This window comes from Kitasatospora sp. GAS204B, from assembly GCF_029892155.1.
Lineage (GTDB): Bacteria > Actinomycetota > Actinomycetes > Streptomycetales > Streptomycetaceae > Kitasatospora.
The window spans coordinates 38,908-55,543 of record NZ_JARZAG010000011.1; the positions used below are offsets into that span (position 1 = coordinate 38,908).

The 16,636-nt window shown below is 74.9% G+C and carries 17 protein-coding genes; 4 read left to right on the forward strand and 13 right to left on the reverse strand.

What is annotated here, in order from left to right; translation table 11 throughout:
- Positions 1–51: 51 nt before the first annotated feature.
- The 3 genes from P3T41_RS16845 to P3T41_RS16855 are packed head-to-tail and all read right to left on the reverse strand — an operon-like array spanning position 52 to position 2,854.
- Complete coding sequence (locus tag P3T41_RS16845; RefSeq protein WP_280690679.1) at positions 52–621, reverse strand: isochorismatase family cysteine hydrolase; 570 nt, start codon at positions 619–621, stop codon at positions 52–54.
- On the reverse strand, positions 618–2,387 hold the full coding sequence (locus P3T41_RS16850; protein WP_280690680.1) for an MFS transporter: 1,770 nt from the start codon (positions 2,385–2,387) through the stop codon (positions 618–620). Before P3T41_RS16850 ends, P3T41_RS16845 begins: the two co-directional genes overlap by 4 nt.
- Positions 2,387–2,854 carry a MarR family transcriptional regulator gene (locus P3T41_RS16855; protein WP_280690681.1) on the reverse strand — a complete coding sequence of 156 codons (468 nt, stop codon included), beginning with the start codon at positions 2,852–2,854 and terminating at the stop codon, positions 2,387–2,389. The genes P3T41_RS16850 and P3T41_RS16855 overlap by 1 nt, the downstream gene beginning before the upstream one ends.
- A 165-nt stretch (positions 2,855–3,019) precedes the next feature.
- Here P3T41_RS16855 and P3T41_RS16860 point away from each other — a divergent pair, with 165 nt between their 5' ends.
- The 3 genes from P3T41_RS16860 to P3T41_RS16870 all read left to right on the forward strand — a co-directional run bounded on the left by P3T41_RS16860 (position 3,020) and on the right by P3T41_RS16870 (position 7,967).
- A complete protein-coding gene (locus P3T41_RS16860) occupies positions 3,020–4,663 on the forward strand; it encodes an APC family permease (protein WP_280690682.1) in 1,644 nt (547 codons plus the stop codon).
- A 107-nt stretch (positions 4,664–4,770) separates the two neighbouring features.
- Complete coding sequence (locus P3T41_RS16865; protein WP_280690683.1) at positions 4,771–7,224, forward strand: SpoIIE family protein phosphatase; 2,454 nt, start codon at positions 4,771–4,773, stop codon at positions 7,222–7,224.
- Positions 7,225–7,352: 128 nt separating this feature from the next.
- The gene (locus P3T41_RS16870; protein WP_280690684.1) at positions 7,353–7,967 is read left to right on the forward strand and encodes a 4'-phosphopantetheinyl transferase superfamily protein; all 615 of its coding nucleotides are present in this window, start codon (positions 7,353–7,355) and stop codon (positions 7,965–7,967) included.
- A 37-nt stretch (positions 7,968–8,004) separates the two neighbouring features.
- On the opposite strand, the gene P3T41_RS16875 is transcribed toward P3T41_RS16870, so the two are convergent.
- The 8 genes from P3T41_RS16875 to P3T41_RS16910 form a co-directional block, all read right to left on the reverse strand.
- Positions 8,005–8,385, reverse strand: coding sequence for a hypothetical protein (locus tag P3T41_RS16875; RefSeq protein ID WP_280690685.1), 381 nt, complete (start codon positions 8,383–8,385; stop codon positions 8,005–8,007).
- A 97-nt stretch (positions 8,386–8,482) separates the two neighbouring features.
- Positions 8,483–9,247 carry a Mut7-C RNAse domain-containing protein gene (locus P3T41_RS16880; RefSeq protein WP_280690686.1) on the reverse strand — a complete coding sequence of 255 codons (765 nt, stop codon included), beginning with the start codon at positions 9,245–9,247 and terminating at the stop codon, positions 8,483–8,485.
- Between the two features lie 72 nt (positions 9,248–9,319).
- Positions 9,320–9,577, reverse strand: coding sequence for a hypothetical protein (locus tag P3T41_RS16885; RefSeq protein ID WP_280690687.1), 258 nt, complete (start codon positions 9,575–9,577; stop codon positions 9,320–9,322).
- Between the two features lie 212 nt (positions 9,578–9,789).
- Positions 9,790–10,503 (reverse strand): hypothetical protein, encoded by a 714-nt coding sequence (locus tag P3T41_RS16890; protein WP_280690688.1) that lies wholly within the window; start codon positions 10,501–10,503, stop codon positions 9,790–9,792.
- Positions 10,504–10,604: 101 nt separating this feature from the next.
- Positions 10,605–10,838, reverse strand: a complete 234-nt coding sequence (locus P3T41_RS16895) for a ferredoxin (RefSeq protein WP_280690689.1) — start codon at positions 10,836–10,838, stop codon at positions 10,605–10,607.
- On the reverse strand, positions 10,835–12,163 hold the full coding sequence (locus P3T41_RS16900) for an NADH-ubiquinone oxidoreductase-F iron-sulfur binding region domain-containing protein (RefSeq protein ID WP_280690690.1): 1,329 nt from the start codon (positions 12,161–12,163) through the stop codon (positions 10,835–10,837). Before P3T41_RS16900 ends, P3T41_RS16895 begins: the two co-directional genes overlap by 4 nt.
- Positions 12,160–12,915, reverse strand: a complete 756-nt coding sequence (locus P3T41_RS16905) for a ferric reductase-like transmembrane domain-containing protein (protein ID WP_280690691.1) — start codon at positions 12,913–12,915, stop codon at positions 12,160–12,162. Before P3T41_RS16905 ends, P3T41_RS16900 begins: the two co-directional genes overlap by 4 nt.
- Entirely contained in the window at positions 12,912–13,892 is a 981-nt protein-coding gene (locus P3T41_RS16910; RefSeq protein WP_280690692.1) for an FAD:protein FMN transferase, read from the reverse strand. The genes P3T41_RS16905 and P3T41_RS16910 overlap by 4 nt, the downstream gene beginning before the upstream one ends.
- Before the next feature lie 219 nt (positions 13,893–14,111).
- Here P3T41_RS16910 and P3T41_RS16915 point away from each other — a divergent pair, with 219 nt between their 5' ends.
- On the forward strand, positions 14,112–14,366 hold the full coding sequence (locus P3T41_RS16915; RefSeq protein WP_280690693.1) for a hypothetical protein: 255 nt from the start codon (positions 14,112–14,114) through the stop codon (positions 14,364–14,366).
- A 121-nt stretch (positions 14,367–14,487) separates the two neighbouring features.
- On the opposite strand, the gene P3T41_RS16920 is transcribed toward P3T41_RS16915, so the two are convergent.
- On the reverse strand, positions 14,488–15,879 hold the full coding sequence (locus P3T41_RS16920; protein WP_280690694.1) for a HAMP domain-containing sensor histidine kinase: 1,392 nt from the start codon (positions 15,877–15,879) through the stop codon (positions 14,488–14,490).
- The gene (locus P3T41_RS16925) at positions 15,876–16,625 is read right to left on the reverse strand and encodes a response regulator transcription factor (RefSeq protein WP_280690695.1); all 750 of its coding nucleotides are present in this window, start codon (positions 16,623–16,625) and stop codon (positions 15,876–15,878) included. The genes P3T41_RS16920 and P3T41_RS16925 overlap by 4 nt, the downstream gene beginning before the upstream one ends.
- Between the last annotated feature and the right edge of the window lie 11 nt (positions 16,626–16,636).

The window sequence follows — 16,636 nt, forward strand, 5'->3', positions numbered from 1 at the left end:
GAACGCCGCTGCCGACCGGCGCGCGCCGGTCGGCAGCGGCGTTCCATGCCGTCACATGCCGAGGCTCGTCACCCACGCCTCGATGTCCAGGACCTCCGCCTGCCGGGGGAACACCTTCTCGGTGAGCACCCGGTGCACCTCGGGGTCGGCGTCCAGGCAGCCGTCGGCCAGCACGGTGAGGCCGAAGTCGAGGTCGGCGGCCTCGCGCAGGGTGGAGAGCACCACGCCGCTGGTGGCGATGCCGGTCAGCACCAGGTGCTCGATCCCGCCGGCGCGCAGCACCAGGGCGAGGTCGCTGCCAGCGAAGGCGCTGACCCGCTTCTTGGTGACGACCGGTTCGCCGTCCTTCGGCGCGACCTCGTCCGAGACCTGGGTGCCGGGGTCGGTGTCGGTGAAGGCGCCGCTGAGCCGCAGGGCGCCGAAGGTCTTGTTGCGGGGGCTGATCTCCGGGTGGCCGGCCCGGAAGCCGACCACCACGTAGATCACCGGGATCCCGGCGGCGCGGGCGGCCTCGACGGCGCCGGCCAGCCGGGGGAGGTACTCAGGGGCGGGGAAGCGGTCCACGATGGTCCGCTGAACGTCCATCACCAGCAGGGCGCTGTTCGCGGGGTGCTGCGTCATCGCTGAGGTCCTTTCACTGCGGGGGTCTTGGTGTCGGAGCCGGCCCGGTCCGAGTCGGGGTGCTGTCCGGCTCCGGCCTGGCCGCTCCTGGCGGCGCGCGGGCCGCGCAGCGCCGAGGCGAGCGCGCCGATCAGGGCCAGCGCGGCGGCCGCGCTGAAGACGGTGACCAGGCCGTGGTGGAACGGGCCGGAGACCAGTTCGGGGAAGAACCGGTTGCCGGTCAGCACCTGCGAGTTGGCCGCCGGCAGGCTGTGCAGTACGCCGCTGGGGCCGAGCAGCTGACCGATCGGGTTCTTGCCGAGGAAGGTGGCGAAGAGCGTGCTCACCGGCGGCAGCCCGGCCACCTGCTGCGCCGTCGCGGGCGGCACCTGCTGCGCGGTCAGGCCACTCTGCAGCGCGTGCGGCAGCGAGCCGGCCAGGCCGACGATCATCAGCGAGAAGAACAGGCCGATCGACAGCGCGGTGCCGGAGTTCTGGAAGGTGGAGCGCATGCCGGAGGCCACGCCGCGCTGCTCCGGCGGCACGCTGCCCATGATCGCCGAGGTGTTCGGCGCCGAGAACATGCCCTGGCCGATCCCGCTGACCAGCAGGAGGGCCGAGAAGGCGGGGTAGGGGAAGTCGACCGGCAGCAGCATCAGGCCGATGAAGGCGGCGGCCACCAGGAGCAGCCCGCTGGTGGCGAAGAGCCGCGCGCCGTACCGGTCGGAGAGGTAGCCGGAGATCGGACCGCCGAGCAGGAAGCCGACGGTCAGCGGCAGCATGAAGATGCCGGCCCAGAGCGGGGTGCGCTCGAAGGAGTAGCCGTGCAGCGGCAGCCAGATCCCCTGCAGCCAGATGATCAGCATGAACTGCATGCCGCCGCGGGCGATCGCGATCAGCAGCGCCGCCAGGTTCCCGGCGGCGAACGCGCGGATCTTGAACAGCCGCAGCTGGAACATCGGTTCGGCGATCCGGGTCTCCGCGACGCAGAAGGTGGCGAGCAGCGCCAGGCCGGCGCCCAGGCCGCCCAGCACCCAGGGGTTGGTCCAGCCGGTGGGGTGGCCGCCGTAGGGCTGGATGCCGTAGGTGATCGCGGCGAGCAGGCAGGCGGCGCCCCCGGTGAAGGTCAGGTTGCCGACCCAGTCGATCCGCCCGGGCCTGCGGGTGCCGGTCTCCCGCAGGCTGCGGTACGACCAGAAGGTGCCCAGCACCCCGACCGGCACGCTGACCCAGAAGACCGCGCGCCAGTCGATGGTGGCCAGCACGCCGCCGACCAGCAGGCCGAGGAACATGCCCATCAGCGCGGTGATCTGGTTGATGCCCAGGGCCATGCCGCGCTGGCGGGTCGGGAAGGCGTCGGTGAGGATCGCCGCCGAGTTCGCCGTCAGCATCGATCCGCCGACGGCCTGCACGATCCGGAAGCCGATCAGCCAGAGCGCCCCGCCCCCGCCCTTGAGCGGATCGAGCGAGAGGGCCAGCGAGGCGGCGGCGAAGATCGCGAAGCCCAGGTTGTACATCCGGACCCGGCCGAACATGTCGCCGAGCCGTCCGAGTGCCACCACCAGCACGGCGGTGACCAGGGTGTAGCCGAGGATCATCCAGAGCAGGTAGCCGATGTTGGCGGGAGCCAGCGGGTCCAGGCCGATGCCGCGGAAGATCGCCGGCAGCGAGATGATCACGATCGAGCCGTCGATGGTCGCGATCAGCACGCCCATCGTGGTGTTGGAGAGGGCGATCCACTTGTAGCGCCCGCCGTCCGGCTCCTTGGCTATCGCGGTCGCCGGCATCACAGTCCCTCCGCCAGGCGTTCGAGCAGCGGCAGCGTGGCGCGCAGCTGCTGCCGCTCCTCGTCGGTGAACTCGGTGCCGAGGGTGGCGGCCAGCAGCCGCACCGACTCCGAGCGGCGCTCGGTGAGCACCTGGCGGCCCGCTCCGGTGAGCGTCATGATCACCCGGCGGCCGTCGCTGGGGTCCGGTCGCCGGCTCACCAGGCCGCGCTCCTCCAGCCCGGCCAGCGTGGTGGCCATCGCCTGCGGGCGCACTCGCTCCAACTCGGCGAGCGCACCGGGCGAATTGGCGCCCTCCCGGTCCAGCCGGGCCAGCACGGACACCTCGGAGTGCGCCAGGTCCCCCGAGATGTGGGCCTGCCGCACCCGGCGGGCGATCCGGCCGACGATCAGCCGCAGCGTCGCCGCGAGCTCCTCCGGGCTGTCTCCGGGTGGTGGATCCGCGGCGAGTGGTGGTGTGGTCTGCATAAGTAATAACAATAGCTTAATCAATCTGCCGTAACTACCCCCGCTGCCTCATTAGCCCGGACGGTTGGCGGTCCCGTCGTGTCGCGGGCCCGAAGTCACCGGGCGGGGCCGGATCTGCGGCAGCGTCGGAGCGATACCCACCGTCGTTCGAGAGAGGCCGCAGCCATGGCAACGCCCGCCCCGGCGCCCCAGCGCTCGTCCCCCAGGCACGCCCTGCGTCGCGAGGTGGGCATGATCGGCCTGCTCTGGGCCTCGGTCGGCGCGATCATCGGCTCCGGCTGGCTCTTCGGCGCCGAGAAGGCCGTCAAGGCGGCCGGGCCGGCCGCGATCATCTCCTGGATCGTCGGCACGGTCGCCATCGTGCTGCTCGCCCTGGTGCACGCCGAGCTCGGCGGCCTCTTCCCGGTGGCGGGCGGCACCGCGCGCTACCCGCACTACGCCTTCGGCGGGTTCACGGGGATGTCGTTCGGCTGGTTCACCTGGCTGCAGGCCGCCACCATCGCGCCGATCGAGGTGCAGGCGATGATCGGCTACGCCCGGCACTGGAGCTGGGCGGACGGCCTGCAACACCCCAAGGACTCGACGCTGACCGCATCAGGCTTCGCGGTGGCGGCCGCGCTGCTCGCCCTCTTCGTCGGGATCAACTTCTTCGGCGTCAAGTGGCTGGCCCGCACCAACAGCGCGGCCACCTGGTGGAAGGTCGCCATCCCGGTGGTGACCATCGTGATCTTCGCCGCCACCGAGTTCCACGGCCACAACTTCAGCTCGCAGGGCTTCGCGCCGTTCGGCGCCCGCGGTGTGCTGTCGGCGATCAGCACCAGCGGGGTGATCTTCGCGCTGCTCGGCTTCGAGCAGGCGATCCAGTGGGCCGGGGAGAGCACCCACCCGCGCCGGGACATCCCGCGCGCGGTGCTCGGCTCGGTGTTCATCGGCAGCCTGGTCTACCTGCTGCTCCAGGTGGTCTTCATCGGCGCCGTGCCGGGATCCGCCATCACCGGCGGCTGGGGCGAGCTCACCTACGCGGGGATCAGCGGCCCGTTCGCCGGGCTCGCCACCGTGATCGGCCTCGGCGGGTTCGCCACCGTGCTCTACATCGACGCGATCATCTCGCCCGCCGGTACCGGCCTGGTCTACATCACCTCCAGCTCCCGGATCACCTACGGCCTCAGCCGCAACGGCTACGCGCCGGAGACGCTGCAGGCCACCGACCGGCGCGCGGTGCCCTGGATCGGCCTGCTGATCGCCTTCGTGGCCGGGGTGCTCTGCTTCCTGCCGTTCCCCAGCTGGCAGAAGCTGGTCAGCTTCATCACCTCGGCGGTGGTGCTGATGTACGCGGGCGCGCCGCTGGCCTTCGGCGTGCTGCGCAAGCGGTTCCCGGACCTGGAGCGACCCTTCCGGCTGCCCGCCGGGGAGGTCGTCTCGCCGATCGCCTTCGTCGTCGCGGGCCTGGTCATCTACTGGGCCGGCTGGGACACCCTCTGGCGGCTGGGCGCCTCGATCCTGATCGGCTACCTGCTGCTCGGCTCGTACGCGGCCTACGCCAGGGTCAAGCGGCTCCCGCGCGCGCCCCGGATGGACTTCCGGGCCGGGCAGTGGCTGCCGGTCTACCTGGTCGGCCTGGGGGTCGCCTCCTGGCAGGGCCAGTTCGGGGTCGGGGCGCAGAAGAACCTGCCGCTCTGGTGGGACATCGCGGTGATCGCCGCCTTCTCGCTGGTCATCTACTACTGGGCGATGGCCGTCGCGCTGCCGGCCGAGGAGATCGAGCGGAACATCGCGGACGTCGAGGTGCTGGACGCCGGCGGGCACTGATCGCTGTCATGGGGGCAAAAGTCGGTGGCGTTCCGGAGCGCCGAGACGCCGGCGGCGGCCTCCCGGTGGAGGATGAGGGGAGGGCTTGACCGGGCGAGGTGGACGGTATGGACGACTCCCGCTTCCCGTTCCTCGACGGTGTGGCAGGGGTGCTGGTCGACGGCGGTGGCAGGATCCTGGACTGCACGGCGGCAGCCGAGGCGCTGCTCGCCCTTCCCGCCGGAGTGCTGCGCGGCCGTCTGGTCCGCGAGCTGCTCGCCGGGCGGCTCGAACCCGCCGGGGCGCTGGACGGGGTCAAGCTGGGTGAGCCCGAAGGCGCCTGGGCCGGGCGGGTGCAGGTCCGTACCGGGGACGGCCGGCTGCTCGACCTGGAGGTCCGGCTGCTGGCGCTGCGCGGCGCCGCCGGCGGGGACCGCACGGCCGCCCGCTACGTGGTGCTCGGCGCCCCCGCGGCCACCGCCGACCGCTGGCGCCAGGACCAGGCCTTCACCCGCGAGCTCTTCCTCCAGGACCGGTTCGGCCTGGTGGTCTTCGACCGCGACCTGCGGATCGTGCGCACCAACACCCACCTGCTGCCCTACTCCGGCATGCCCGTCGCGCTCAGCGGGCGCCGGCTCGCCGACTTCCTGCAGCCCCAGGACGCCGCCGCCGTGGAACAGCACCTGCGGCAGGTGATGGAGACCGGCCGGCCGCTGGTGCTGGCCGAGGAGCTGGCCAGGACGGTGATAGACCCGCGCGGTGGTCGGATGATGGCGATCTCCGCCTTCCGCCTGCAGGGCGCCGACGGCGAGGTGATCGGGCTCACCGCGCTCTTCAACGACATCACCGAGGAGTACCGGACCCGGCGCCGGCTGGCTCTGCTGCACCAGGTCACCGCCGCCATCGGCCGCTCGCTCTCGGTCACCGACAGCGCGAAACAGCTCGCCGAGGCGCTGACCGGCACCTTCGCCGACGTGGCCAGCGTGGAGATCGCCGCCGCCGTGTTCAGCGGTGAGGAACCCGCCCCGGACCCGAACGGGCGGCTGCTGCTGCGCCGCACCGCCGTGGCCGGCCCGCCCGAGTCGCTGCCGGCCCCCGGCGACACCGTGCTGGTCGGCCCCGACGGCGAGACGGTGCTGGTCGGCCCGGACGGCAGGGAGGAGGTCGGGGTGCTCGGGGCCCTCGCCGAGCCCTGGCGGCTCACCGCCCCGCTGAGCGCCCGCGGCGTGCTGCTCGGCCGGATCAGCGTGCGCCGCGACCGCTGGAAGGAGGCCTACGAGGAGGAGGACCACGCACTGCTGAAGGAGGCCGCCGCCCGCGCCGGGCTCGCGCTGGACAACGCGCGCCGCTACACCCGCGAGCACCGCGCCGCGATCGGCCTGCAGCGCAGCCTGCTGCCGCCGGCCGTCCGCTCGGTCGCCGCCGTCAGCACCGCCAGTGTCTACCTGCCCACCGACACCGTCGGCGGGGTGGGTGGCGACTGGTTCGACGTCATCCCGCTCTCCTCCGCCCGGGTGGCGCTGGTGGTCGGCGACGTCACGGGCCACGGCCTGCACGCCTCCGCCACCATGGGACGGCTGCGCACCGCCGTGCGCACCCTGGCCGACCTGGACCTGGAGCCCGAGGAGCTGCTGGTCCACCTCGACGACCTGGTGGCCCAGTTGCTGGTGGAAGCCGCGCTGGCGGCCGACGACGAGGACGACCTGGAGGCCGACGGCCTGCACCCGACCCGGTACGGGGTGGTCGCCGAGCCGGCCGTGGAGCAGAGTGGCAGCGCGCGCTCCCGGCCCGAGGCCGCCTCCTTCGGCGGCACCTGCCTGTACGCCGTCTACGACCCGGTGTCGCGCACCTGCACCGTGGCCAGCGCCGGCCACCCGCCGCCCGCCGTCGCGCATCCGGACGGCAGCACCGAGTTCCTGCCGGTGGTGCCGGGCCCGCCGCTGGGCGTCGGCGGCCTGCCGTTCGAGTCGGTCAAGGTGGAGCTGGAGCCCGGCAGCGTGCTGGCGCTCTACACCGACGGCCTGATCGAGCGCGGCGAGGGTGACATCGACGCCGGGATGGCCGAGTTGACCCGGCGGCTGGCCGTCGTGCTGGCCCAGGACCTGCCGCTGCCCGAGACGGGTCAGCGGATCATCGCCGGCCTGCCGCCCACCCGGTTGCAGGACGACGTCACCCTGCTGCTGGCCCGCACCAAGGCCGTCGCGGCGGCGGACACCGCCGTCTGGTCGGTGGAGCCGGAGCCGGCGGCGGTGGCCAAGGTCCGTGAGGACGCCACCAGCACCCTGGAGGACTGGGGGCTGGCGGAGTTGGCCTTCACCACCGAACTGGTGCTCAGCGAGCTGGTGACCAACGCGATCCGCTACGCCGGCGGCCCGGTGGTCGTGCGGCTGATCCGCGCGGACACGCTGACCTGCGAGGTCTCGGACGGCAGCAGCACCCAGCCGCGGATGCGCCGGGCCCGGCTGACCGACGAGGGCGGGCGCGGGCTCTACCTGGTGGCGCAGCTGACCAACCGCTGGGGGAGCCGGTACACGGCTTCGGGCAAGACGATCTGGACCGAGCAGGAGCTGCCGGGCGGGTGAGCCGCGGGATCGGCTGCCACGAGGCTGCTGACGCTCTATCATGTCGTCTCCCCCGTATGCCGTCCTCCGGAGGTGCTGGTGACCGCGACCTCAGCGGCGATACCTGACGGTGCGGCGGGCGGCGGTCGATGAGTGAGGCTGCCGAGGTGGAGGTGTGGCTGACCCGGGTCGCTGGCCAGGAGCGGTCTGCCGCACGGGAGTTGGTGTTGCGGCTGGTGGCGGAGCGGACCGGGACGCCGGTCGGGCGGCTGCGGCTGGGGCGGGCCGCGTCGGGGCGGCTGGTGATCGAAGGCGTGGCGGGCGTGGCGGTGAGCGTGAGCCGGCTGCGCGGGGTGGTCGCCGTGGCGGCGGGGGACGGGGTGGCGGGGGTCGGCGTGGCCGTGGAGTGGATCCGGCCGCTCGCCCACGGGGCTTTGGCGCGGCGCTGGTTCCCGGCCGCCGAGGCCGCCTGGGTCGCCGGACAGCACCCGGACCAGCGCTCGGCCGCCCTCCTCTGGCTCTGGACCCGGAAGGAGGCGCTGGCCAAGGCGGTTGGCCAGGGGCTGGGCGGCGGCACCGGTCTGCTGCGCCCGGTCGGGGCGGCGCCGTCGAGCTGGCCGCCCGGGCCCTGCTCGGCGCTGCCGATCGGCTCGGAACCCGGCTCCGTGGCCTGGCCGGTGACGGAGGATCTGATGCTGGCGGTCGCGGCCCACGGCGCGCACCGCACGGCCTTGACGGTCCGTCAGTTAGCGTGCGGCGTATGACGCCTGATCGAAGCCGTGCAGAGACCGCCAGTTGGCGTCAGCCAGTGTGCCCGGCGCGGTGCACCCGCAGGGCCCAGCGCACCAGCGGTACCTGGAGCGGGAGTCGGGCGAGCGTGGCCGCGCGCTGCGGGGTCGGCCGGTGGCGCGCGTCGTAGGCCATCTTGACGTTGGCCGGGTAGACGGCCACGAAGAGTCCGGCCGCCGCCAGGGCGGCGAGCCGCCGGGTGCGCGGTGCGACGACGGCCGCTCCGATGGCGAGTTCGGCCACGCCGCTGGCGTACGTCCAGCGGCGCGGGGCGCCGGGCAGCGCACGGGGCACCATCGCGTCGTACGGCTTGGGCGCGACGAAGTGGGTGATGCCGGCCCCGATCAGCAGGCCGCCGAGGACCCGGGCGGAGCGCTCTGCGGAAGCGGGCATGGGGTCACTCCAGGGCTCGGCGGATCTCGCTACCCGGTCTCGGCAGCTGATCTCGTTACTGGAGAGTAGCCGCTGGCGGCGGTCGGCGACAGCCCCCTCAGTGCGCAGGGGTGGGGAGCGGCTGAGCCGTCGGGCCGAACTCCCGCAGCGCCTCGTCCACGATGGCGGTCAGCTGGGCGTGGTGAGCGCCCCGCCAGTAGACCTGCCCGCAGTCGCCGCAGCGGGCGAACGCGCCGTACGAGCGCTCGGTGCCGTCCAGCAGCTGCTCCTGCACCGCGTCCTTGGTGGCCTCGTGCAGCGTGCCGTTGCAGGCCGTGCACCTGGTCCACGGCGCCAGTGGTGGCGCGAACCGGGAGAGCACGTCGCGCAGTTGCTCGGCCGGCCGGTGGCTGTACACGTACCCGCCCGCCCACAGCTCGCGGCGCCGCAGCAGCCCGCGGTCGCGCGAGAGCAGCACCCGCCGCTCGGTGGCCGAGCGGGTGGCGAGCGCGGCGTCGCCGATGTCCGGGTTCTCGTACGCGGCGTCAACTCCCAGCAGGCGCAGCCGGCGGGCGAGCGTGCCGAGATGGACGTCGAGCAGGAAGCGCAGCGGCCCCGGCACCTGCTGCGGTCGCGTCACGCCCTGGACGGTGATCTGCGCGCCGTGCTCGGGCAGGTGCCCGGCCGGCACCGGACGCCCGTCGGCGAGCAGTGCGCCCACCTCGGTCAGCGGCACGCCGAGCGACTCCACGACGTGGCCCAGGGTCGAGGCGCCGTCGGTGCGGACCAGGGTGCGGTCCGCCTGGCGCCGACCTGAGGCGAGGAACAGTCGTAGCTCAGGGGCGACGATCAACGAGATCTCGGGCTTCCGCGCGCTCTCCACGCGGCCAGCATGCCAGCGCGGGGGCGGGCCGGGCCAATCGTTTCACGGTCGGTGGGGGTGGGGCGGTCCGAGTCAGGACGCGTGGGTCTGCGCGTGCACCGGGCCGCTGCCGGAGGTCGGCGGCTGGGCCGGGGGTTGCAGCGGTGAGGTCGAGGGCGTGCTGGACGGCGTGTCGCCGGCGGGGGCCGGGCTGCTGCCACCGGCCGCCTGGCCGGGCACGGCGTGGGCGAAGAACACCCCGAGCGCCGCACAGAGCAGCACGGCGCCCGCCCCGATCCGGCGGGTCCAACCGGCCGACCGGGCCAGGCCTGTGTCGCGCAGGGTGTTCATGCCGCGCACCTCCTTGCGTCTGCCACCAGTCTGCGACGGCGGGTGTAGGGCGAGGGTGAAGTCCCGGTAGGCGCAGCGCTGGGGCTTCTCTTACGGATCTTGCCGGGCGCGCGACGCCGGGCATCCCTCCCCCAGCCGCCAGGCTGGGGGAGCCGCGCGCCCCGCGGCGTCAGCCGCTGGTGTCACAGCCGACAAGATCCGTAAGAGAGGCCCTAGTTGCCCCAACGGCCCGCGAGCGGAGCGCCGGCGATCGCGAGGCCGATGCCCACCGCGAGGGCGAGGACGGGCAGCAGCCAGCGCAGGGCCCGCCCCGGCACGTGTTCGGCGGCGCGGCGGGCGGCGGCGCGGTGGCCGGTGCCCACGGCGGCTCTTCCGGAGGGCCGGCGGCGCAGGTCGGCGCCGATCAGCCTGGGCAGGCGCCACAGGTGGACCAGCACGTGCAGGCCCATGGCCGCCAGCCAGAGGTAGAAGAACGCCTTGTGCAGGAAGAGCACGGGCAGACCGTCGACCGTGCGCTCGCCGGTCAGGGCCAGCGTGGTGCCGGTGGCCAGCACGCCGGCGGTGGTGACCACCACCGCCGGGCCGAGTAGCCGCAGGGCCGGCGGCGGCGGGCCCTGGCGGCGGTAGGCGGCGGCGCCCGTGTAGTACCGCACGGCTCGGTAGCAGACCGTGCCGAGCTTCAGCGTGGCCGGGCCGATCAGGGTGAGGCCGAAGATGAAGTGCCAGGTCAGCAGCCGGCTCACGGACAGGATGGTGACGCCCTGGGCGGCGAAGAGCACCAGCAGCAGGGTGCCCACCAGCGCGGTGAGCCGCTGGTTGCCGAGCGGGCGCCCGCCCGTGCCGGCGCCGGGCGCGGCGGGATCGCCGGGCCCGCCGGGCTCGCGCTGCGGGGCGAGGTGCGAAGGCGCGCTGCTGGTCGGTGGCACGAGGGCTCCCTGGGGTGCTCGGCGGAGCGGATCGGTCGCCACCGCGGGTGCCTTCCCCGGGGGCGTGCAGCAGTCTGACGGGTCATCGACTAAGAAATGGTTCAGGCGGCCGGTGGCGGGCGGTCGCCGGCCGCCCGCTCCAGGCGCAGGGCCAGGACCGGGCAGGCGGCGACCGCCCGGCGGGCGTGGCCGAGCAGGTCGGCGGGCACGGCCTGGCCATGGATGACCGGGTAGCCCCATTCGTCCAGGTCGATGAGCTCGGGCAGCAGCTCCGCGCACAGGCCCCGCCCGTCGCAGGCGATCCGGTCGATGGCGAGCCGGTGGTGACGGTTCATCGCCAGCCCACCTCGTCGGCTGCCGGCCCGCCCGGTACGGGCAGCACCGGTGGCAGTGCCGCGCCCGGGCACGGACCCGTCTCCAGGTGGCGCCGCACGTCGGCGGCGAAGACCGCCAGCGCCGTCGCGGCCAGCCGGGACGCCCCGTCCGGGTGGCGGCAGGCGCCCCGTCCGGCGAGCAGCTCGACCCGGTGCGGGAGCCGGGCGGGCAGCTCGGCGTCCGGGCGGCCCCAGGCCAGTTGGTGGAAGTCGGCGGCGACGGCCGGCAGGCCGAACCGGCACGGCCCGCACTGCCGGGCGCTCTGCGCGGCGAGGAAGCCGAGCACCCGTGCCGTCTCGGCCAGCCCGCAGGAGTCCGCCGGCAGCGCCACCAGTACCCCCGCGCCCGGCCCGGCGCCCAGCGCGGCCAGCTCGGGCCTGGCGAACGGCACCGCCGGCGCCTGCTCGGCGCTGAGCCAGCTGCCGAAGAACCCGCCGACCAGCACCGCGCCCAGCGGCCGGCTCGTCCCGCCCGCCGCGGCCAGCACGGCGCCCAGCGGCGTGCCGAGCGGCAACTCGTGCACCCCGGGCGCGTGGACGGCGCCGGAGACGGTGAGCAGCGTGGTGCCCGGCGCGTCGGCCGTCCCGGTGCTGCGGAACCAGCTGGGGCCGTAGCGGGCGATCAGTGCCAGGTGGGCCAGCGTCTCCACGTTGTCGACCAGGGTCGGGCGGCGGTCCACCCCCTTCTCGAACGGGCGGGGCGGTGTGGCCAGCGGGCGGGCCGGGCCGCCGTTCAGCCACTGGACCAGTGAGGTCTCCTCGCTGGAGACGTAGTGGTGGGGGAGCCGGTGCACCTCGACGGGTATCCGGTCCAGCCCGGCCCGCCACCGCTCCGCGACCGCCCGGGTCAGCCGGTCCACCTGGGTGGCGCGGGCGCTGCCGCGCGGCAGGCAGAGGTGGACCACCGTGGCGTCGACGGCGGCGGCGGCCAGCGCTGCGCCGTCCAGGACCAGGTGCGGAGCCAGGTCGAGCAGCGCCTCGTCCTTGCGGCTGGCGGGCTCGCTCTCCATGCCGTTGACGACTACCACAGGGCGACCGCGCCCCTCGGCGACCGCGCGCAGCTTGCGTCCGGTGGGGAAGGCCGCGCCGCCGCGTCCGGTGAGGCCGGCCTGCTCGACGGTTTGGAGCAGCGCCGCACGGGCCTGCCGGGCGCCGCGCTCGGACGGGAGCGGGGCAGGGCCGTAGCGCCGCAGGTGCTCGGTGAGGTCGGCCGGGCCGCCCGTCTCGAACCAGCCGCGCAGCAGGCGGTGTTCGGTGCTCTGCCGCAGTTCGGTGGTCTGGGTCATCCGAGCTCCCGGGAGATCAGGCCGGTCGAGGTGCTGACGGTCGCCGTGCTGACGGTCGCCGTGCTGACGGTCGACGTGGCGGGGGCGAGTGCGCGGTGCGACCAACCTGGTTGCAGCGGCCCGGTGGCCAGGAACACGGTCAGCACGGCGGGGACGGCCGCCGCCGCCACCGCGCCCCACCAGCGCGCGGCCCGGTGGCCGGGGCCCGCCCGGTACAGGCGCCACCAGACCGCGCCGACCACGGCCAGCAAGCAGACCGCGTAGAGGCCGAGTTGGAGCGAGAGCCGGGTGTCGGTCCCGGTCCCGGCCGCATGGAACAGGGCCAGCGGCCAGCTCGCGTACGCCAGCCAGTGCACCGCCTTCCAGCGCCGCTGCCCGATCCGCAGCCGCACCGCGCTGGTCAGCAGCACGGCGAGCAGCAGATCGAAGGCGAGCGCGCCCAGGCCCACCCAGAGCGTCCGGTAGGAGGAGGCGAACGGGACCACCGCGTCGATCCAGCCGAAGTGCACGTAGCTGTCGGCGATCGCGGTGACGATGTGCAGCAGCAGGAACGCCAGCGCCAGCAGCGAGAGGTTGCGGTGCAGCGCGCCGATCTCGAACCGGGCGATCCGCTTGGGCGCGTACCGGCCGCCGGCCACGATGCCGAGCAGCACGGTCGCGGTGAGCAGCAGCAGCGCCACCGTGCCGCCCGCGCGGGTGGCGTACCAGAGCGGGCTGGGTCCGGCGGCGGCCAGCAGGACCGTGCTCGTCATCGGCGACCTCCGTCGGTGGGGCGGTCCTCGGTGGGCTGGTCTTCGGCGGGCCAGGCGGCGAGCCGGAGCACGGCGCCGTCCGTGCGCACCAGCCGGGCGGGCAGGGCGCGTTCGCGCAGCCAGCCGGGGGCCGCCTCGCCCAGCACGATCGCCGCCGTGCTGGCGGTGTTGGCGTCCAGACAGCTCGCGGCGGCCACGCTGACGGTCCGCCAGACGGGTGGCGGCACGTCGCCGGTGGCCGGGTCGACGATGTGGTGCAGCAACCGGCCACCGCGCCGCCAGGTCCGGGCGGTGATGCCCGAGGTGGCGAGGCCGCCGCCGCGCAGGGCGACCACGGGGCTGTCACCGCGGTCGTCGCCGTCGCTGTCGTGCTGCTCCGGGTGCCCGTAGGCGATCCGCACCCGCCAGCCGTCGGCCGGCGGCGGACCGGCCACCGAGAGGTCGCCGCCGAGGTTCACCAGCACCCCGCAGCCGGTCGCCCGGGCCGCCCGCCGGGCCGCTCGGTCGGCGGCCAGCGCCTTGGCGGTGGCGCCCAGGTCGAGCGCGCAGCCCGGTGGCAGCCGCAGGCGGCGGCTCGCCGGCGCCCACTCGACGCTGCGCCAGCCGCTCGGCCGCACTGGCAGCGCCGGGCCGACCTGCTCGGGACGCACGGTCGCGAAGGTCCGGTCGTAGCCCAGCGCGACCAGCGCCGGGCCCACGGTCGGGTCGACCGCGCCGTCGGTGAGCTCGGCGGCCCGGAACGCGGCGTCGAGCGCTTCGGCGAAGAGCGGTCCGACCGTCACCGGCTGCCCGGCGGCGGCGTTCGCTCCGGAGAGCTCTGAGTCGGCGCGGAAGCGGCTGCAGGCCAGGTCGATCGCCGCGAGCTCGGCGGTGAGCACCTGCCGGGCCGCGGCGAGCCGCTCCGGGTCGGTGACCAGCAGCACGGCGGTCGTCCCGAGGGCGGCGAAGCGGTCGATGGCCGGGGCGGCGCGGCTCATGACGCCTTCGACGTGGTGGTCGGCTGCGGCTGGGGCTGCTGCGGGGTGGGCGCCACCGCAGTCGGTGGCTGCTGGGGCGGCTGGAGCGGCGGTACGGGTTGCACCGGTTGCGTGGGCTGGACGGGCACCGGCTGCGGGGGCGGTGTCGGCCGGGCCGCTGCTGTCGGGCTCGCCTGGGACGGGACAGGAGCTGGTGCGGATGTCTGTGCGGTCGTGGGCATGGGTGTCGTCGGAGTCGGAGTCGGAGCCGGGGTCGCGTTCGGCGTCGGGGTCGGCGTCGGGGTGGCCGCGACCGCCGAAGGCCGCGCCGCCGGCACCACCGCCGTGCTGCCCGGCAGCGAGTGCGCGTACCCCGTGCCCAGCACCACCGACCCCGCCGCCGCGGCCACCCCGGCGCCGATGGTCGCCGCGCCGACCCGGCGCAGCCCCCAGCGGCGCAGCCGGACCGCGCGCCGGTTCGGGGTCGGGTGCTGAGCGCTCATGAAGGGGGCTCCTCGGGTTCCTCGGGGTCCGTCCACCTCCAGAGTCCCCATCGACCTGTCGGGAACCCGTTCAGAAGACCTTCACAACTCGTAAAGACCGAGAGAAGGCCAGGTCAGCCGCTCGCCGCCCGGGCGGCCGGCAGTTCGAGTTCGACCGTCAGGCCACCGCCCGGCGTGTCGGCCAGCCGCGCCTCGCCGCCGTTGGCGGTGACCAGCCGGTGCACGATCGCCAGCCCCAGGCCGGTGCCGGTCGCCTCCGGGTTGCCGAAGCGGCGGAACGCCGCCTCCCGCGCCGCCGCCGTCATCCCCGGGCCGTCGTCCACCACGCGCAGCAGCACCCGGCCGCTCCCGGCGGCCGCGCCCTCGATCCGGACCCGACCGCCCGCCGGGACCGCGTCCAGCGCGTTGGCGAGGAGGTTGTCCAGCACTTGCTCCAGGTCGCCGCCGCCGAGCGAGGCGGCCAGCCGCGCCGGGCAGCTGGTGCTGAGCGCCACCCCGCGCTCGGTCGCCAGCGGTTCCCACGCCGCCACCCGCTCGGCGGCCACCTCGGCCAGTCGGACGGTGACCGGCTTGGGCACCGCGCTCTCCGCCCGCGCGGCCGCGAGCAGCCCGTCCACCAGCCGGGAGAGCCGGGCGATCTCCTCCTGCGCCCCGGCCAGCTCCGCCGCCGTCTCGCCGTCCGCCCCGGTGGGTCCGTCCGCCAGCAGGTCGAGCCGCAGCCGCAACGCCGTCAGCGGGGTGCGCAGTTGGTGCGAGACGTCGGCGATCACCGCCCGGTGCCCGTGCACCAGCGTCTCGGTCCGCGCCGCCATGGTGTTGAACGTCGCCGCCAGCCGCCGGACCTCCTGCGGTCCGCGCTCCACCGGCGCCCGCGCCGCCAGCTCGCCCTCGCCGAGCCGGCGCGCGGCCAGGTCCACCTCGTGCAGCGGCCGGCCGACCCAGCGGGCCAGCCGGACCGAGACCAGCGTCCCGGTCAGGATGCCGCCGACGCCGATCAGGGCGAGCCAGCTCCAGATCACCGCGATCCGGTCGTCCAGCGGGTCGGTGGAGCGGGTCAGCACGGCCACCCCCACCGCGTCGTCGGTGTCACCGACCGGCACGGCGACCGTGAGGCGGTCGTCGGCGCGCGCCGTGCGGGTCTGCGGCGAGTCCGACCTGCCGGCGGCGTTCGGGCTCGCGAGCACGGCGCCGACCAGGGACGGGACGACGCCGCCGGTGGCCGTGCCGCAGGAGGTGCGGGCGATCTGCGCTCCGGTGGCGTCGTAGACGGCCGCACAGCCGCCGTCCCGCTGGGCGTCGTCCAGCAGGCGCAGCATCGCCTCTTCGGACTTCTGGTCGGACAGGTGCTCCTCGGCCGCCGACGCGATCGCCCGGGTGGCGGCCTCGGCGGAGCTGCGGAAGGAGGTCTCCTCGCGCTCGGTCAGCAGGATGCCGAGCGGGACCACCGCCAGCACCAGCAGCACCACGACCAGCAGCGAGACGGTCAGCGCGATCCGCCGGGTCATGACCGCTGGGTGCCGGTCGCGGTGTCCGGCGTCGCGCCCTCACCCACGCCCAGCCGGAATCCGCGCCCGTAGACGGTCTCCACCAGCCCCGGCACGCCGAGCTTGCGGCGCAGCGCGGCCATGTGGACGTCCAGCACCTTGGTCGGGCCGTACCAGTGCTCGTCCCAGGCGCGTTCCAGGATCTCCTGGCGGGTCACCACCCGCCCCGGGTCGACGGCCAGGCACTCCAGGATGTCGAACTCCTTGGGCGTCAGCGCCACTTCGCCGCCGTGCACGGTGACCTTGCGGGTGCGCGGGTCCACCGTCAGCGGTCCGTGGCTGAGCAGTTCTGGCCCGATCGGCCGGGTGCGGCGCAGCACCGCGCGGATCCGGGCCAGCAACTCGGCCAGCCCGAACGGCTTCACCAGGTAGTCGTCCGCCCCCTCGTCCAGCGCGCTGACCCGGTCGCCCTCCTCGCCGCGCGCGGTCACCACGATGATCGCCGCCGCGTCCGAGCGGCGCCGCAGCAGCCGGCAGACGGTCACCCCGTCCAGGTCCGGCAGCCCGAGGTCGAGCAGCACCACGTCCGGTACCGGGTCCTGGCGCAGTGCCGCCTGCCCCGTGTCCACGCTGCCCGCCGCGTACCCCGCCCGCGCCAGGCCGCGGACCAGCGACCGGGAGATCGCGGGGTCGTCCTCGACCACCAGGACACGGACGGCCGGGGCGCCGGGAGCCTCGGCGGGGTGGCCGGGAGTGGTGTCGTGCATGCTCCCAGCCT

Excerpts from the sequence above, each read along its gene's own strand:
- P3T41_RS16845 (WP_280690679.1), bottom strand. The coding sequence starts at position 621 with ATGACGCAGCACCCCGCGAACAGCGCCCTGCTGGTGATGGACGTTCAG.
- P3T41_RS16850 (WP_280690680.1), bottom strand. The coding sequence starts at position 2,387 with ATGCCGGCGACCGCGATAGCCAAGGAGCCGGACGGCGGGCGCTACAAG.
- P3T41_RS16855 (WP_280690681.1), bottom strand. The coding sequence starts at position 2,854 with ATGCAGACCACACCACCACTCGCCGCGGATCCACCACCCGGAGACAGC.
- P3T41_RS16860 (WP_280690682.1), top strand. The coding sequence starts at position 3,020 with ATGGCAACGCCCGCCCCGGCGCCCCAGCGCTCGTCCCCCAGGCACGCC.
- P3T41_RS16865 (WP_280690683.1), top strand. The coding sequence starts at position 4,771 with ATGGACGACTCCCGCTTCCCGTTCCTCGACGGTGTGGCAGGGGTGCTG.
- P3T41_RS16870 (WP_280690684.1), top strand. The coding sequence starts at position 7,353 with ATGAGTGAGGCTGCCGAGGTGGAGGTGTGGCTGACCCGGGTCGCTGGC.
- P3T41_RS16875 (WP_280690685.1), bottom strand. The coding sequence starts at position 8,385 with ATGCCCGCTTCCGCAGAGCGCTCCGCCCGGGTCCTCGGCGGCCTGCTG.
- P3T41_RS16885 (WP_280690687.1), bottom strand. The coding sequence starts at position 9,577 with ATGAACACCCTGCGCGACACAGGCCTGGCCCGGTCGGCCGGTTGGACC.
- P3T41_RS16895 (WP_280690689.1), bottom strand. The coding sequence starts at position 10,838 with ATGAACCGTCACCACCGGCTCGCCATCGACCGGATCGCCTGCGACGGG.
- P3T41_RS16900 (WP_280690690.1), bottom strand. The coding sequence starts at position 12,163 with ATGACCCAGACCACCGAACTGCGGCAGAGCACCGAACACCGCCTGCTG.
- P3T41_RS16905 (WP_280690691.1), bottom strand. The coding sequence starts at position 12,915 with ATGACGAGCACGGTCCTGCTGGCCGCCGCCGGACCCAGCCCGCTCTGG.
- P3T41_RS16910 (WP_280690692.1), bottom strand. The coding sequence starts at position 13,892 with ATGAGCCGCGCCGCCCCGGCCATCGACCGCTTCGCCGCCCTCGGGACG.
- P3T41_RS16915 (WP_280690693.1), top strand. The coding sequence starts at position 14,112 with ATGGGTGTCGTCGGAGTCGGAGTCGGAGCCGGGGTCGCGTTCGGCGTC.
- P3T41_RS16920 (WP_280690694.1), bottom strand. The coding sequence starts at position 15,879 with ATGACCCGGCGGATCGCGCTGACCGTCTCGCTGCTGGTCGTGGTGCTG.
- P3T41_RS16925 (WP_280690695.1), bottom strand. The coding sequence starts at position 16,625 with ATGCACGACACCACTCCCGGCCACCCCGCCGAGGCTCCCGGCGCCCCG.